This is a genomic window from Lagierella sp. ICN-221743 (assembly GCF_037890055.1).
GTDB lineage: Bacteria > Bacillota > Clostridia > Tissierellales > Peptoniphilaceae > Mediannikoviicoccus.
In genome coordinates, this window is the sequence record NZ_JBBKBD010000020.1 from 24,495 (window position 1) to 37,161 (window position 12,667).

23 protein-coding genes are annotated in these 12,667 nt (G+C 29.2%); 7 read left to right on the forward strand and 16 right to left on the reverse strand.

Annotated features, from left to right (window positions below):
* Window positions 1-73: 73 nt before the first annotated feature.
* The 14 genes from WKS98_RS08485 to WKS98_RS08550 all read right to left on the reverse strand — a co-directional run bounded on the left by WKS98_RS08485 (window position 74) and on the right by WKS98_RS08550 (window position 5,931).
* Window positions 74-415, reverse strand: coding sequence for a DUF1064 domain-containing protein (locus WKS98_RS08485; protein ID WP_498918514.1), 342 nt, complete (start codon window positions 413-415; stop codon window positions 74-76).
* A complete protein-coding gene (locus tag WKS98_RS08490) occupies window positions 408-737 on the reverse strand; it encodes a hypothetical protein (protein WP_498918516.1) in 330 nt (109 codons plus the stop codon). The genes WKS98_RS08485 and WKS98_RS08490 overlap by 8 nt, the downstream gene beginning before the upstream one ends.
* Entirely contained in the window at window positions 730-1,026 is a 297-nt protein-coding gene (locus tag WKS98_RS08495; protein WP_498918517.1) for a hypothetical protein, read from the reverse strand. Before WKS98_RS08495 ends, WKS98_RS08490 begins: the two co-directional genes overlap by 8 nt.
* Window positions 1,007-1,534, reverse strand: a complete 528-nt coding sequence (locus WKS98_RS08500; protein WP_498918519.1) for a hypothetical protein — start codon at window positions 1,532-1,534, stop codon at window positions 1,007-1,009. The genes WKS98_RS08495 and WKS98_RS08500 overlap by 20 nt, the downstream gene beginning before the upstream one ends.
* The gene (locus tag WKS98_RS08505; RefSeq protein WP_498918521.1) at window positions 1,524-2,318 is read right to left on the reverse strand and encodes an ATP-binding protein; all 795 of its coding nucleotides are present in this window, start codon (window positions 2,316-2,318) and stop codon (window positions 1,524-1,526) included. The genes WKS98_RS08500 and WKS98_RS08505 overlap by 11 nt, the downstream gene beginning before the upstream one ends.
* The gene (locus WKS98_RS08510; protein ID WP_498918523.1) at window positions 2,318-3,133 is read right to left on the reverse strand and encodes a DUF4373 domain-containing protein; all 816 of its coding nucleotides are present in this window, start codon (window positions 3,131-3,133) and stop codon (window positions 2,318-2,320) included. The genes WKS98_RS08505 and WKS98_RS08510 overlap by 1 nt, the downstream gene beginning before the upstream one ends.
* Window positions 3,134-3,146: 13 nt before the next feature.
* Window positions 3,147-3,722 (reverse strand): ERF family protein, encoded by a 576-nt coding sequence (locus tag WKS98_RS08515; protein WP_498918525.1) that lies wholly within the window; start codon window positions 3,720-3,722, stop codon window positions 3,147-3,149.
* An 83-nt stretch (window positions 3,723-3,805) separates the two neighbouring features.
* Window positions 3,806-4,297 (reverse strand): host-nuclease inhibitor Gam family protein, encoded by a 492-nt coding sequence (locus WKS98_RS08520; protein WP_498918527.1) that lies wholly within the window; start codon window positions 4,295-4,297, stop codon window positions 3,806-3,808.
* Window position 4,298: 1 nt separating this feature from the next.
* Entirely contained in the window at window positions 4,299-4,511 is a 213-nt protein-coding gene (locus tag WKS98_RS08525) for a hypothetical protein (protein ID WP_498918529.1), read from the reverse strand.
* Window positions 4,483-5,010, reverse strand: coding sequence for a hypothetical protein (locus WKS98_RS08530; protein WP_498918531.1), 528 nt, complete (start codon window positions 5,008-5,010; stop codon window positions 4,483-4,485). The genes WKS98_RS08525 and WKS98_RS08530 overlap by 29 nt, the downstream gene beginning before the upstream one ends.
* 9 nt (window positions 5,011-5,019) lie before the next feature.
* Entirely contained in the window at window positions 5,020-5,256 is a 237-nt protein-coding gene (locus WKS98_RS08535; RefSeq protein ID WP_498918533.1) for a hypothetical protein, read from the reverse strand.
* Entirely contained in the window at window positions 5,253-5,486 is a 234-nt protein-coding gene (locus tag WKS98_RS08540) for a hypothetical protein (RefSeq protein ID WP_498918535.1), read from the reverse strand. The genes WKS98_RS08535 and WKS98_RS08540 overlap by 4 nt, the downstream gene beginning before the upstream one ends.
* Window positions 5,487-5,498: 12 nt before the next feature.
* Window positions 5,499-5,681 (reverse strand): helix-turn-helix domain-containing protein, encoded by a 183-nt coding sequence (locus WKS98_RS08545; protein ID WP_498918536.1) that lies wholly within the window; start codon window positions 5,679-5,681, stop codon window positions 5,499-5,501.
* Window positions 5,682-5,712: 31 nt separating this feature from the next.
* Window positions 5,713-5,931, reverse strand: coding sequence for a helix-turn-helix transcriptional regulator (locus tag WKS98_RS08550; RefSeq protein ID WP_498918538.1), 219 nt, complete (start codon window positions 5,929-5,931; stop codon window positions 5,713-5,715).
* 149 nt (window positions 5,932-6,080) lie between these two features.
* Here WKS98_RS08550 and WKS98_RS08555 point away from each other — a divergent pair, with 149 nt between their 5' ends.
* Genes WKS98_RS08555 through WKS98_RS08585 form a run of 7 tightly spaced genes read left to right on the forward strand, consistent with a single transcriptional unit; the run spans window position 6,081 to window position 9,783 of the window.
* Complete coding sequence (locus WKS98_RS08555; protein WP_498918539.1) at window positions 6,081-6,473, forward strand: helix-turn-helix domain-containing protein; 393 nt, start codon at window positions 6,081-6,083, stop codon at window positions 6,471-6,473.
* Entirely contained in the window at window positions 6,466-6,858 is a 393-nt protein-coding gene (locus tag WKS98_RS08560) for a helix-turn-helix domain-containing protein (protein ID WP_498918541.1), read from the forward strand. Before WKS98_RS08555 ends, WKS98_RS08560 begins: the two co-directional genes overlap by 8 nt.
* A complete protein-coding gene (locus WKS98_RS08565; RefSeq protein ID WP_498918543.1) occupies window positions 6,851-7,243 on the forward strand; it encodes a helix-turn-helix domain-containing protein in 393 nt (130 codons plus the stop codon). The genes WKS98_RS08560 and WKS98_RS08565 overlap by 8 nt, the downstream gene beginning before the upstream one ends.
* Window positions 7,230-7,823, forward strand: coding sequence for a hypothetical protein (locus WKS98_RS08570; RefSeq protein ID WP_498918545.1), 594 nt, complete (start codon window positions 7,230-7,232; stop codon window positions 7,821-7,823). The genes WKS98_RS08565 and WKS98_RS08570 overlap by 14 nt, the downstream gene beginning before the upstream one ends.
* Window positions 7,813-8,199 (forward strand): helix-turn-helix domain-containing protein, encoded by a 387-nt coding sequence (locus WKS98_RS08575; RefSeq protein ID WP_498918547.1) that lies wholly within the window; start codon window positions 7,813-7,815, stop codon window positions 8,197-8,199. The genes WKS98_RS08570 and WKS98_RS08575 overlap by 11 nt, the downstream gene beginning before the upstream one ends.
* A 6-nt stretch (window positions 8,200-8,205) precedes the next feature.
* Entirely contained in the window at window positions 8,206-8,658 is a 453-nt protein-coding gene (locus WKS98_RS08580) for an ImmA/IrrE family metallo-endopeptidase (RefSeq protein WP_498918549.1), read from the forward strand.
* Window positions 8,659-8,688: 30 nt separating this feature from the next.
* A complete protein-coding gene (locus WKS98_RS08585) occupies window positions 8,689-9,783 on the forward strand; it encodes a tyrosine-type recombinase/integrase (protein WP_498918551.1) in 1,095 nt (364 codons plus the stop codon).
* Window positions 9,784-9,950: 167 nt separating this feature from the next.
* Here the strand turns inward: WKS98_RS08585 and WKS98_RS08590 are convergent, their stop codons facing one another.
* A complete protein-coding gene (locus tag WKS98_RS08590) occupies window positions 9,951-10,805 on the reverse strand; it encodes a hypothetical protein (protein ID WP_498918553.1) in 855 nt (284 codons plus the stop codon).
* Between the two features lie 137 nt (window positions 10,806-10,942).
* On the reverse strand, window positions 10,943-12,643 hold the full coding sequence (ptsP, locus tag WKS98_RS08595; protein ID WP_498918555.1) for a phosphoenolpyruvate--protein phosphotransferase: 1,701 nt from the start codon (window positions 12,641-12,643) through the stop codon (window positions 10,943-10,945).
* Between the last annotated feature and the right edge of the window lie 24 nt (window positions 12,644-12,667).

Consider the following 12,667-nt stretch of genomic DNA (forward strand, 5'->3'; position numbering starts at 1 on the left):
ACGGTTTTAGTAAAAAATAATTTACAAGCGAGGATTTTTTTATGTGAAATATAATTTTTTTACGACTACTACCTTAATTTTCTATAAAATTATATTCATCACCATATTTTTTTAAGAACATTTTTTTCTTGATATTGTATACATCTGTTTTAAATCCTTTTGTATCCTCAACAATCCAGCATTTTTTTAAATTATCATAATATTTAAAGTCTGCTATATACGTTATTTTTCTTTGTGTTTTTCCCTGATGTTTAAAACTGTCCTGTAGTGTAAATTTAGGTTGTAATTCTAAGTCTTTAATTTCTCCTGCTTTTAATAACAGTTTTAATTCTCTATATCTATAAGCTTCTTTTTTGCTATCAAATTTTATTCCGTCAATTATTGTCTTTCTTGCATTATATTTATTTCTATACATCAATATTTCCTTTGTTTAAATTGTCTATATCTTCAAAAGTTACATAACCGTCGTTGATTAATTCTATTTGTTGATTGTAATAATCTATAAACCTGTCTTGTCTAACCTTGCCAAATCCAAACTCTCTTTTTAATCCGTCCCTTGCAATAATTTCCATTTGCTTTGAAACGTCTTTATAAACCTCTGCAGTTGCTTTTGCCTTGACCTTTTCTGCTTCTCGATATACCTGTTTCTTAATATAGCCATTTAAATATTCTTGACTTTTAAATGTTATGCTCCCGTCTCTATTTTTCTTGAAATAATACTTATTTGACTTAAACATAATATTTTCCACCTACAATTTCTCTAACTTCGTCTATCGTATATCCTTGTCTTTCTAAATTTTTCTGTGCCTGTTTTTTTAGTTTAAGGTCTAATTCTCTGTTTTGATGTACTCCTTCATTCCCTAAGTGACAATCAGTACATAAATCTATAATTAATTCCAGTCTTTCCGTTTTTCTTCTTCGACCATTTCCACCAAATATATGATGAATTTGTGTCGCAGGTCTTCCACATATTTCACATAATCCTTGAGACCTATCTTTTAAGGCTTTAACTAACTTTTTGTCCAAACAATACCTCCCATTCATCTTGATAATCTAATATAGGTATTTCTAATCTTGCAGCAAATCTTATAAACCAGTCTATTAATTCTCCCATTTGCTTTTTATTGAATTTACTGCTTCCAGTAAAACATCTTAATAAAACTCTATCGTCAATGTAATCTATAATCCTGCATCGCCTAAAATTCTTCTTAAAAAAATCTACTGCATGTGAAAGTATTAAAAAATCTTCGTATTCTACACCAAGTTGTTCAATTCCCATTGTGTAGATTTCCCACCTACCGTCTTCTGTCTGGATCCCATTTATCCCTTCGTCTATATCTGAAATGATTTTCCACATCAAGGCGTTTTGCTGTAACGTTCTTCCTTGTCCGTCTTTCAATACTTTGATTTTAGTTCTTTTTTGCTTTGCATCTTCTATTTCTTGTTCAGTTAAAAGATTTTTATCAAGCCTTGTAACCATGTATATTTTTCCTTGATTTTCGTATACATTTTCAATAATTCCACTAAAGTCCATGTTGTTCCTCAATCCTTTTTCTTACTGCATCAACTTGATTAATTAGTTTTATACTTCTGTAGTTTTCGATATTATCAAAGTTGATTAAATAACCATTTGACATTTGACCTAATCGCCCAGCAGTCGCTTCATCAATTTTTAAAAGTTGATTAAAACTGTACTCACTTGTGATTATTGTTTTTAATCCTCTGGAATACCTATAATCTAATATCTCAAATACGTATTGCTTTTCTGTTGAATTTCTAAAATCCGTATTTTTGAATAAATCGTCTATATAGAGGTTTTTTATATTTTTGATTTTCCCTATATAATTATTTCTGTTTTGAGTATCAAGCGTTAAGCCTTTAAGCTCCTGCATAATCTCTCTAAACCTGTAATATAGTAAAGGCTCTTTATTTTCTTCCAATATTTTTTTAGCTGTTGCAGTTGCTAAATGTGACTTTCCAGTTCCTGATTTTCCTACAAGTAACAATGTTTTTGCATCTTGATTTGTAGGAAATTCTTCGCAAATTAATTTCGCTATTTTTAAATCTTTTGAATATGCTTCAAATTTATCGAAAGTATAATTTTTTAAATTCTCACCTAATCCTGAATTTTTAATTATTTGTTTATATCGCTGTTCGATTTTACATTTACACGGTACATATTTATCTAATCCATACTTGTCTTTTCCAGCTTTTACATAACCTCTGTCTTTGCAAATTTCACAATTATAGCTTGTAGGTTCAGGCTTAATTGATATATTTTTTTGAATTTCTTTTAACATATCTTGTAGATTTGACATCACAATCCCCTTTCTGCAATTTCATCCCACTCACTCCCGAGCCGATTGTCAAAATTCGAATTGCCCCTGAGTGGATAAAAGGATAACCAGCCTTTTTCAATAGAATTATTGACTATCTGGATTTTCTCCCGTTCATTTTTTGCACTTTTAGTAAGATTATTTAAATTGAGTTTTAATGCTTGTATAGTAAAAGGCTTTTTAGGATTTGATTTTCTATAGGCGACATAATCCTGTAATGATTTTTGCAAATTAAGGTCACTAGTATAATCTAAAATAATAGAATTATAGGTTTCCTTTTTTTCTTTTGTTTCTTTACTTTCTTTTCTTTTACTTTCTTTTCTTTTCTTTTCTTTAGCATCAAAATGCATTTCGTCTGAATTGCTATCGTTATGCGACTGCATTGCGTTTGTATTACAGTCGCTATTGCTATCATCTTCAGTCGCATTTTTTTCTTGTTCTTTTTGTTTATTCCAACGTGCTTGTGCAGCTCTTCTCGCATTTTCACTTTTAGCTTTTTCTTTTTTATCTTTAATTGCCATTCTGTCCATAAAACTATTTGAATAGAAATGTTCTCCGTCTTCTGTTAATACAAATAAATCAAAATCTTCAACAACTTTTTTTATCTTTTCTGCATCAACTCTTAAATCAAATGCTATAATTTTATAATCTCTTGAACTGGTATAGTCTTTATTTTCTCTCAATCTTTCCAGAAGCATAAAATAAATTCCATAGCCTTCTGCACCAAGTTCCATTCGAAGTCTTATTATCTTTTCATCGTTTCTTGCATTGAAGTCATGTGAAAAATATCCAACCATTTTTAACCTCTTTCTATTGCACTTCTTTTATAATTTCATCTGCTAAAAAGTCTGGTAAGTTCTGAATTTCTTTAAATGTAATTCCTTTACTTTGTAAAGTTTTCATAAATTTTTCTTGCTTTGTAGAATATAGATTTTTCAATACTGTGTATTGTTGTTTTGTGATTTTACCGTTTGAACTATTATCCAGTGAGTCTACTTCTATAGCTGAATCTTGTTTTGCATCATCAAGTGCATATAGGTTTTGTAAAGCATATTTTTTTGAATAACTTATTGCTGACCCTGTAATTTGACATTCATTCATCTTCTTATGGTCTACTTGTTCTCTTGTTGGTGCATTTATTTCTATAACCTCTGTAGGTTCTTCTGCATTAATTAATATAATTTTTGTATTTACGTATCTTTCAGTACCTAATAAAAAGCTTTCTGCACTGCATATTTGAGTTAGTTTATATTCTTTTAATAAAGGCTTGACTGCTTCTAATATGCTTTCGGCATTTCTATATGTGAAATTTCCGAATTTGTTATATTCAGTTTTTTCAACTTTTAATTTATTTTGAATTTCTGTTAATTTTTCATAAATGTTCATTTTTTAAGCTCCTTATGCTATAATAAATATAGGTTAATTTTTCATAGATGCCTGACCGATTTGTTACTCGGCAGGCACCTTTTTTATTTAATACTTGTAATAAAATTCTTATTTTCTAAAACTTTAATGTGCTCTAGTATTTCACCGTCGTCTGTTACTACTGTTCCGTCTTCTAATATAGTTAAATTCTTTCTAAGTTCATTTTTATTTAATGATTTTTTTACTTTAATAAATTCATCTTTATTACTTGCTTCTAATTGTTTTATAATCGCTTCTTCATCATCATAAGTCCAATTAGTTGATTTTCTGTAATATCCACTTCCGACTGCTGTTTTTAGCTTGTAATTTGGATTTTCTTTTAATCTTTCGTCTGCATATTCTTTAATTTTGTATTCAAAATAATTTTTTGTATCTTCATAATTTTTTCTTTGATTTTCTAAATATTCTTTATATCTTGTAATTTCTTGATTAACATATTGTTCCTGTTCGTCTAGTTCTTTTTTAGCTTCTTTTATTTTTTTAAATGCCCAATCAACTTCGTTTAGATTTGTTATTTTCCATTCTTTTTTTTCCATATTAAACCTCCAAGAAAGCCTTAATTAAAAATCTTGTCCACAAAACATAGCTTAAAATTGTTAATGATACTGTAAATAAAATAAAATTTAATTTTTTCCAGCCTTCAATTTCTAACTTATTTTTTCTTTTGAATGCCCTGTACCAGTAAATACTCTCTCTGATTATTCTTGCTGTTTCTGTGTCTTTAAATTGCTTTTTCTTTTGTTTTTCCATTTTCGATCTCCTTAACTTTTAAATTTAATTCTTCAATTTGTTCTGCAATTTTACCTTCTAAAAATCTATAATATTCATAATCATAGACACTTAATCCATGTATTGAATATTCATCATCGTAAAATCTATACTTCTTTAAATTGTTATTTATTTGTAAAATCCTATATTGTACATCTAAATCTTCTTGTATTATTCTTTCTGTATCTTCATTCCATTTAAAATACTGACTTATTGTTTCAACTGCTTTGTAAACATCTTCTTTATAAATTCCTAATTCGTTCCAAGCCCTATTCTCTTTAATTGCTTCTTCATAATTTTTAGGATTGAAAACGTCTACTCCTAAATAATCAACTGCTTCGTGTGATATTTCTGCTAGTGCAAAACTTTCGTTATCATCGTTATAAATTCTAATTTCTACTATTGTTCTAAATCCTGAATAAATTCCTTCAATAAAACACCTGCTGTGATGTAGTGTTCTAAGTGCATCTTTTAAATCCATTTTTACCTCCTAATCTTCGTTAATATAATCTTCATAATCTTTTGTAATTGCTTTAATTAACATTGCCTTTTCGTCTTCAAAACACAAGTTAAAATCGCTCATAAAATCTATTGCCCAAGCGTTATACGGAAATATTTTTATAAGCATATGCCCTACCTCATCATATACGCACAAATAGATGTTTCTCATTTCAAAGTTAAAACCAATCTCATTACAAGCCTTATTTAGGTTTTTAAATTTAATCATTTAGTAACTCCTTTAAGCTTTTCTTGAATTTCGACCATTTGATTAAGTCCAAAAATGTATCCGATTAACATTTCATCGCTAAGTTCTGTAAAATCATGTAATAAATATTCTTCTACTATTTCCAAATCTTCCGAATCCCTAAATATCCAAAATTTTTCATCTGATCCATATCTAATATTCTTATAAGTTACATTTTTTACTGCTTCTGCAAATTCTTTGAATTCTATCATTTTTTAATTCTCCTAATTAATTCCGTATTCACACATTTTTCTATCATTTAAAAAGTTGTTTAAATCTTCTTTGCTAAAAAATATCTTGCCACCTATTTTTGAAAATATTAATCCTCGGCTTCTCCAGTTGTACAAAGTTGCTTTTGATATATCAAAATATTCTTGTACTTCTTCTGCTGTCATATAATCTTTCATATTTACTCCTTTCTGCGTGAACTTATTTTCTTTATTGTTCATGTACTATGAACCTAGTTGGTAAAAAAATTTCTTTTTCTTCGCTTTCATCTATATCTAATATTTCACATATTTTTTCTTTCATTTCTCTACTTATAGTTAAATTCCCGTTTTCTATTTCACACATAGTTGCCCCTTGAATATCCAATTCTTTAGCTAAGTCTTGTTGATACATTTGTTTTAATAATCTTTTTGCTTTTAATTTATTCAATATTTTTCACCTCTCTTTTATTTCTATCTATATGATATCATGATTTCATGAACTTGTAAAGTATTTTTATGATTATTCATGAACTTATTAGTTATTTCATTGATTAAAGGGTATGATTATAACAAATAATATTGTAAGGGGTAGTTTTTATGTTTAGCATTGGAAACAGAATTAAATTTTTAAGAGAGAAGGCAGAGGTCACTCAAACAGAATTAGCTAAGATATTGAAATTATCAAAGTCAACAATATCTCAATATGAAACAGATACCAATACACCACCAGACGATATTAAAATAGCAATGGCAAATTATTTTAATGTTAGTCTTGATTATCTTATGGGTAGAACTGAAGACCCTACGCCTATAAATAAAAATGATGTAGATATACTTACTAAATTGGAAGAAGTTGATTTTGTATTGGAAAGTGTCCCTAATTTAGCACTTCGAGGTAAGGTCTTAGATGAAGAAACAAGAGAACTTCTAAAAACATCATTAGCAATGGCAATTCAAATTTCTAAAACACAAGCCGGTAAAAATGAGTAAATTATCTGAAAGAATAAAGTTCTTAAGAGAAAAAGAAGACTTGAATCAAAAAGAATTTGCAAAGAAAATGAACATTTCTCGTTCCACAGCTTCTATGTATGAATCTGGAAAAAACACACCTCCAGATGATATTAAGATTGCTATGGCTAAATATTTTAACGTTAGTTTAGACTACCTTATGGGTTTAACAAATGACCCTACCCCTTCAAAACAGATGACAGATGATTTCGCAAATATTTTAGAGGAAGTAGATTTTGTTTTAGAAAATACACCATCTCTAATGCTTCATGGAAATGTTATGGACGATGAGACCAGAGAATTATTACAAGCTTCACTAAAAATGGCAATGATAATTTCTAAAACTAAAGCTGGTGAAAATGAGTAAATTATCCGAAAGAATAAAATTTTTAAGAGAACAATTAAATTTAACACAGAAAGATTTTGCCGAAATACTTGGTATAACTCAGGCTAATTTATCGCAATTTGAAAAAGATTGCAGAATACCTCCTGATGAAATTAAAATCAAAATGGCAGACTTTTTTAAGGTCGATTTGGATTATTTAATGGGAAGAACTGATATACCTAATCATATAAAAGAAGATAAATTAGACATATCAGAATCTATTAAAGATTTGGATTATACACTTGAACACACTCCTAACTTAGTTTTACATGGAGAGGTATTAGATGATGAAACTAAGAAACTACTACAATCTTCACTAAAGACAGCTATTTTAATTACTGAAAGGAAAAAAGATGAAAAAAGTTAAATTTTCAAGAAAAGAAGCGGCATTATACGAAAGTGCAATTTCAGGATATTATGAAACTATTGAAAAAATATCTAAAATACATAAAACTAATCCCTCTATAGATGATATCAATAACAAAATTGACTTATATGGTGAAAATATTTCATGCTTGATACATTGTGTTAATTTCTGGAAAAAAGTTGAAACAGACATACCTCCAAATATTCCTGCACGAGATGAAGCAGTTGATTTCTTGATGAGAATTTATTATTTCAAAGATGCAAGAATGGTAGTTGATAAATTAAATGAAATTGGATTATACTCTGAAAATTTAGGTCAATCAGTAGGCAGGATTAAAATAAAAAGCTATAAAGATGAAATAGATAAAATTAAATTATATGAAGACACATCTAAAAAGGTAATTAGTTTTATAAAAAATAATTCAGGTATGGAGCAATCTAAACTGAGAAAAGAATTATCCAATTTAGATAAAGATGCTTTAACTTGGGTTTTAAATAGAACATATTTTATAAAGAAAGAAAAAAAAGGAAATAAAAATTACATTTATTTAGTTGAAGGTTGGTGCTTTAATGGACTTTAAAGACAAATTAAAACAGCTAAGGAAAGACAGTAAATTAAGTCAATCAGAATTTGGAAAACTATTTAATCTTTCAGGAAATGCTATTGGATGTTATGAACGTGGTGAACGTGAACCTTCAATAGAATTACTTAATGAAATTTCGAAAAAATTTGATTTGAGTATGGATTATCTTGTAGGTGATAAACCTAAAACAAATAAAAAAGAAGATGTAGGCAGTAAAATTATTGATATTGAAAAAGACTTAAGCAATTTTAAAGAATTACAGTTTTTAGGAACTGATTTAGACGACACTACTAGAGAATTATTAATTGACAGTTTAAGGCAGGCAATTAAGATTGCCAAGGTTACTTCTATGAAGAAAAAAGGAGAGTTTTAAAGGACTTTGAGTACATTTAATATAAATACTCCTATAGGCAAATTAAACGACTACATGGATAGATTTCAGACTTCTAGTCCAGTAACTTTATGTAAAGAATTAGATATTCCAATACTGGAATCTAATCTTGGAAATTTGTTTGGATACGCTATAGAAAATTATGGAGTATATGTTATAGGAGTTAATAATAAACTAAGTGAGCATGAACGAATTTTTACAATAGCACACGAATTAGGACATATTATAGCAGATCATGATTTTAATGTTTTAGCTTTAAGAAAAAACACGATGCTTATAACTGATAAGTTTGAAATAGAAGCTAATAATTTAGCTGTGCATATGCTTTTAAAATATTATGATGTTGAGTTAGAAAATAAAACAATTACACAATTATCGTCATTGACTGGAATTAAAGAAGATATATTAATTACTTACTTTGATACAGTCAAATATTTTTAACCTATTCAAGAACATTTGTTTGGAGGTAGTATGAACATTTACAAGTATACCAAAGGAAAAAATAAAATTTATTATAAAATTCAGGGATACCTTGGTATAGACCCTGTTTCCAATAAAAAAAAATTTATTACACGTTCTGGATTTAAAACTAAAACTGAAGCAAAAAATCACTTTGCAGAAGAAAAATATAAATTTCAAAAAAAGGTCGATATGATAAAAGGAGATATCACCTATCAGTATCTATATGATATGTATATAGATTATTATAAAGATACAGTTAAAGAATCCACGTTTCAAAAGACCAAGACAATATTTGAAATAAATATTCTTCCAGTTTTTGGTGATTATAAGGTCAAAAATATTACTCCTATAATGTGTCAGAATTTTTATAAAGATATCACAACTAAATATGTTTCAGGAGGTTCATATTTTAATTATGCCAAGTCCGTATTAGATTATGGCAATACTTTAAATATCGTCAATGTCAATCCTTTTGAAAATGTTTTAAAATCAAGAAAAAAAGAACGGTCAAAAGTCGCTAACTTTTTAGAGATAAAAGAAGTGCAGGACTTGTTAAATTCAATTGACGATATTATGTGGTACAATTATTTTAGATTGCTAATATTTACAGGATTGAGAAAATCAGAAGCATTAGCTTTGAATTGGTCTGATATAGACTTAAATTCAGGATATATAAAAGTTAGTAAGACACTAGCTATTGGTGAAGATTATAAATTAATGATATCGACACCTAAAAGTCTAAGTTCCGTAAGAACTATTACACTTGATAAAAAAACTATTGAAGAGTTAAAAAAATATAAAGATATTTCAGGTAGTGATACAATTGTTTTTCCTTCAACTAAAAACACATATATAAATCCAAGCAGAGCTTCATCAGTATTGGATAAATATATTTCTAAGGCTAATATTAATAAAAACATAAGAGTTCACGATTTGCGACATACTCATGCAAGTTTACTTTATGCTTCTGGAATGGATATTAAATCCATACAAGAAAGATTAGGTCATGCAAATATAGATATCACTCTGGACACTTATACCCATTTAACAAAAGATATAAAGTTATCCAGCATTGAAAATTTTTCAAAATTCATAGATTTTTAATGAAAAAATAGTAAAAGTTGGTAAAAAGTTGGTATAAAAAATTACAGTTATTGAGATTTAGCCATTATCTAAACTTTAAGAGGAATCTCCTCATCTCCACCATAAAGAACAGGAACAAATGGTTCCTGTTTTTTATTTTCACAAAAAAAGCAGGGTCGCCCCTGCCACTATTTCCTATACCAATTTGGATGTATATCTGAAAAGTCGTTATATATTTCTAATATTCTATCAATTTTTTCATTTATTCTTTCATGATTTATGCTTTCATGCCCTTCAAACTCATCATAAAGATATTCAACAATTGTATACACAGCCATGGTTTTAAAAAATAAAATTGTGGAACAATCTTTAAAATATCCCTTTATCAAACCATTTACATAATCCAAATCCGAACTTTTTAAAAAGTTTAAATTCTTAAACTGAAAATATGGATCAGCCATTTGTTCAACTGTCAAATCTATATTTGAAAGCCTTCCTTCATCATCGAGATTAATATTTAAAATATCTTGAAGCCCCAATATCAAGCTTGGCTTTCTATCTGAAATCAAATATTTATTTTCATTTAAATAGTCCAAGATGATGTAGTCCTTAGGTCCTTCATGCTTTGACATATAGTAATTGTGTAAAAGCAAAACTATTCTGTGGTCAAAATTTTTTCTCCATTGGTCCCCTCTATTTTGAAACTCACAATGATATGTTTTTAAAAACTTTCCAAGCTCTTCACCAAATTCAAAACTCTTTTCCCTTAATGGACTTCCCTCTTTCCACATCAAAAAGTTTTCGTCTTCTGAAAGTTTTCCATAAATAAACTTTGGTGCAAGTTTATTATTCTCAAATAAACTTTTCATCTTTTCAACCTTTTCATCCATAATATTTTTTTCATTTTCCGAAAAAGTTTTTAAGATAAATTTCTCGTTAGAGTTTAAAAGGATTTCATATTGTTTTTGCCCAGTTTCTTCAACGCTTTTTATGTCATCTATATTATAATTTTTTAAAACTTCTATCAAATTTTGTTCTATCATTTCTAAACCCCCTATGTATGAGGAATACAATTTAATCTTAACATATTATTAAACTATTTCAAATAATAAGCACGAAGATTAGTTTGACCAAAATTTTATCTACATTAAAAAGGCCTGCACATGCAAGCCCTCTATCTTTAACTTTCTTTTTTTATTCTTTCTTCAATTTCCTTGGTTGTGGTTAAGTTTAATATTTCATTCGCAAACTCTTCCGCCTCTTTTAAGGAAGTGTTTCTAATAATATCCTTTATCTTTGCAACCTTTGGTCCAGGCACAGAAAACTCATCAAGGCCCATACCAAGTAACATCTTAGTTGCACTTGGGTCTCCTGCAAAGCCTCCACACATTCCAGTCCACTTACCATGTTCATGTGATATATCGATAACTCTTTTTATCATTCGAAGAACTGCCTTGTTGTAAGTTGAATAGAGATTTGAAATTTTTTCGTTTCCTCTGTCCACCGCCAACACATATTGTGTTAGGTCATTTGTTCCAATACTAAAGAAGTCCACATATTTTATTAAGTCGTCTGCGATTATACTCGAAGCCGGAGTTTCTACCATTATACCAACTTCAATTTCTTCATTGAACTCTTCTTTTCTTTCTCTTAAATCACATTTTACTTTTTCAAGAATTTCATTAAATTTAATGATTTCATCAACGGAGATAACCATTGGAAGAAGAATTTTTATATCACCATATTTTGACGCCCTAAGAATTGCCCTAAGCTGTGTTTCAAAAACATCAAGCATATCAAAACAAATTCGTAACGCTCTCCAGCCTAAAAATGGATTGTCCTCTTGAGGGAACTCAAAATATGAAAGGGATTTGTCTCCACCAATATCCAGTGTCCTTATAACTAGAGTGTTTCCATTTAATAGTTCTGCAGCCTTTTTATAAACATTAAACTGTTCCTCTTCCGTAGGAAAGTGGGTATTACCCATATATAAGAACTCTGTTCTAAAAAGTCCAACAGAACTTGCGCCCTTTTCAATTCCATCTTCAAGGTCTTCAAGGTTTCCAATATTAACTGCAACTTCCACCTTTTTCCCATCCGGCGTAATTGAATCTTCATTTTTATATTTTTCAAGCCTTTCCTTTTCTTCCTTTTGCTCCTGTATAAGCTTTTTATATTCTTCAACTGTCTCTTCGTCAGGATTTACAAAAAGCTCTCCATTGTTATCGTCAATTATGATTAGGTCGCCGTCTTTAACAACCTTTGTAACATTTTTCATTCCAACAAGAGCAGGTATGCCCAGTGTCTGCGCAATTATGGACGTGTGGGCTGTCTTTCCTCCAAGGTCCATACAAAAACCTATAACATTGTCCCTGTCCATTACCGAAGTGTCCGTTGGCGTTAGCTCCTCTGCCACTATTATGCTATCCTTTGGCAGTGGAAATAACTTTTGTGGCTTTACTCCTTTTAATATATGAAGAAGCCTCTCTCCAATATCCTTATAGTCCACAGCACGCTCTTTTAAATATGGATCGTCAAGACCTTCAATGGTCGCAACCATTTCTGCAATGGAATTTACTAAAGCACTTTCCACATTTTCACTTTCATCAATTTTTCCATTGACAGTGTCTATTAGATATGGATCGTCAAGCATGCCAATGTGGGCTTCGACGACATTTTTTTGAGCATCGGTGTCAATTTCTAAATTACTTAAATATTCACGGTACTCATCTAATGCATCTTTAAATTTATTTTTTTCCTCAGGTATTTTATCTTCGTCAATCTTTTTATTGTTCACTTCAAGTTTGTCCTTAATAAAAAGATACGCTCTTCCTAATACGACTCCCTCTGACGCAACAATACCCTTTAATGTATTTGCCATTTTTCACCTCAATTGGCTTTGCCA

Excerpts from the sequence above, each read along its gene's own strand:
- WKS98_RS08485 (WP_498918514.1), bottom strand. The coding sequence starts at position 415 with ATGTATAGAAATAAATATAATGCAAGAAAGACAATAATTGACGGAATA.
- WKS98_RS08490 (WP_498918516.1), bottom strand. The coding sequence starts at position 737 with ATGTTTAAGTCAAATAAGTATTATTTCAAGAAAAATAGAGACGGGAGC.
- WKS98_RS08500 (WP_498918519.1), bottom strand. The coding sequence starts at position 1,534 with ATGGACTTTAGTGGAATTATTGAAAATGTATACGAAAATCAAGGAAAA.
- WKS98_RS08505 (WP_498918521.1), bottom strand. The coding sequence starts at position 2,318 with ATGTCAAATCTACAAGATATGTTAAAAGAAATTCAAAAAAATATATCA.
- WKS98_RS08510 (WP_498918523.1), bottom strand. The coding sequence starts at position 3,133 with ATGGTTGGATATTTTTCACATGACTTCAATGCAAGAAACGATGAAAAG.
- WKS98_RS08515 (WP_498918525.1), bottom strand. The coding sequence starts at position 3,722 with ATGAACATTTATGAAAAATTAACAGAAATTCAAAATAAATTAAAAGTT.
- WKS98_RS08520 (WP_498918527.1), bottom strand. The coding sequence starts at position 4,297 with ATGGAAAAAAAAGAATGGAAAATAACAAATCTAAACGAAGTTGATTGG.
- WKS98_RS08525 (WP_498918529.1), bottom strand. The coding sequence starts at position 4,511 with ATGGAAAAACAAAAGAAAAAGCAATTTAAAGACACAGAAACAGCAAGA.
- WKS98_RS08530 (WP_498918531.1), bottom strand. The coding sequence starts at position 5,010 with ATGGATTTAAAAGATGCACTTAGAACACTACATCACAGCAGGTGTTTT.
- WKS98_RS08535 (WP_498918533.1), bottom strand. The coding sequence starts at position 5,256 with ATGATTAAATTTAAAAACCTAAATAAGGCTTGTAATGAGATTGGTTTT.
- WKS98_RS08540 (WP_498918535.1), bottom strand. The coding sequence starts at position 5,486 with ATGATAGAATTCAAAGAATTTGCAGAAGCAGTAAAAAATGTAACTTAT.
- WKS98_RS08545 (WP_498918536.1), bottom strand. The coding sequence starts at position 5,681 with ATGAAAGATTATATGACAGCAGAAGAAGTACAAGAATATTTTGATATA.
- WKS98_RS08555 (WP_498918539.1), top strand. The coding sequence starts at position 6,081 with ATGTTTAGCATTGGAAACAGAATTAAATTTTTAAGAGAGAAGGCAGAG.
- WKS98_RS08560 (WP_498918541.1), top strand. The coding sequence starts at position 6,466 with ATGAGTAAATTATCTGAAAGAATAAAGTTCTTAAGAGAAAAAGAAGAC.
- WKS98_RS08565 (WP_498918543.1), top strand. The coding sequence starts at position 6,851 with ATGAGTAAATTATCCGAAAGAATAAAATTTTTAAGAGAACAATTAAAT.
- WKS98_RS08570 (WP_498918545.1), top strand. The coding sequence starts at position 7,230 with ATGAAAAAAGTTAAATTTTCAAGAAAAGAAGCGGCATTATACGAAAGT.
- WKS98_RS08575 (WP_498918547.1), top strand. The coding sequence starts at position 7,813 with ATGGACTTTAAAGACAAATTAAAACAGCTAAGGAAAGACAGTAAATTA.
- WKS98_RS08585 (WP_498918551.1), top strand. The coding sequence starts at position 8,689 with ATGAACATTTACAAGTATACCAAAGGAAAAAATAAAATTTATTATAAA.
- WKS98_RS08590 (WP_498918553.1), bottom strand. The coding sequence starts at position 10,805 with ATGATAGAACAAAATTTGATAGAAGTTTTAAAAAATTATAATATAGAT.
- ptsP (WP_498918555.1), bottom strand. The coding sequence starts at position 12,643 with ATGGCAAATACATTAAAGGGTATTGTTGCGTCAGAGGGAGTCGTATTA.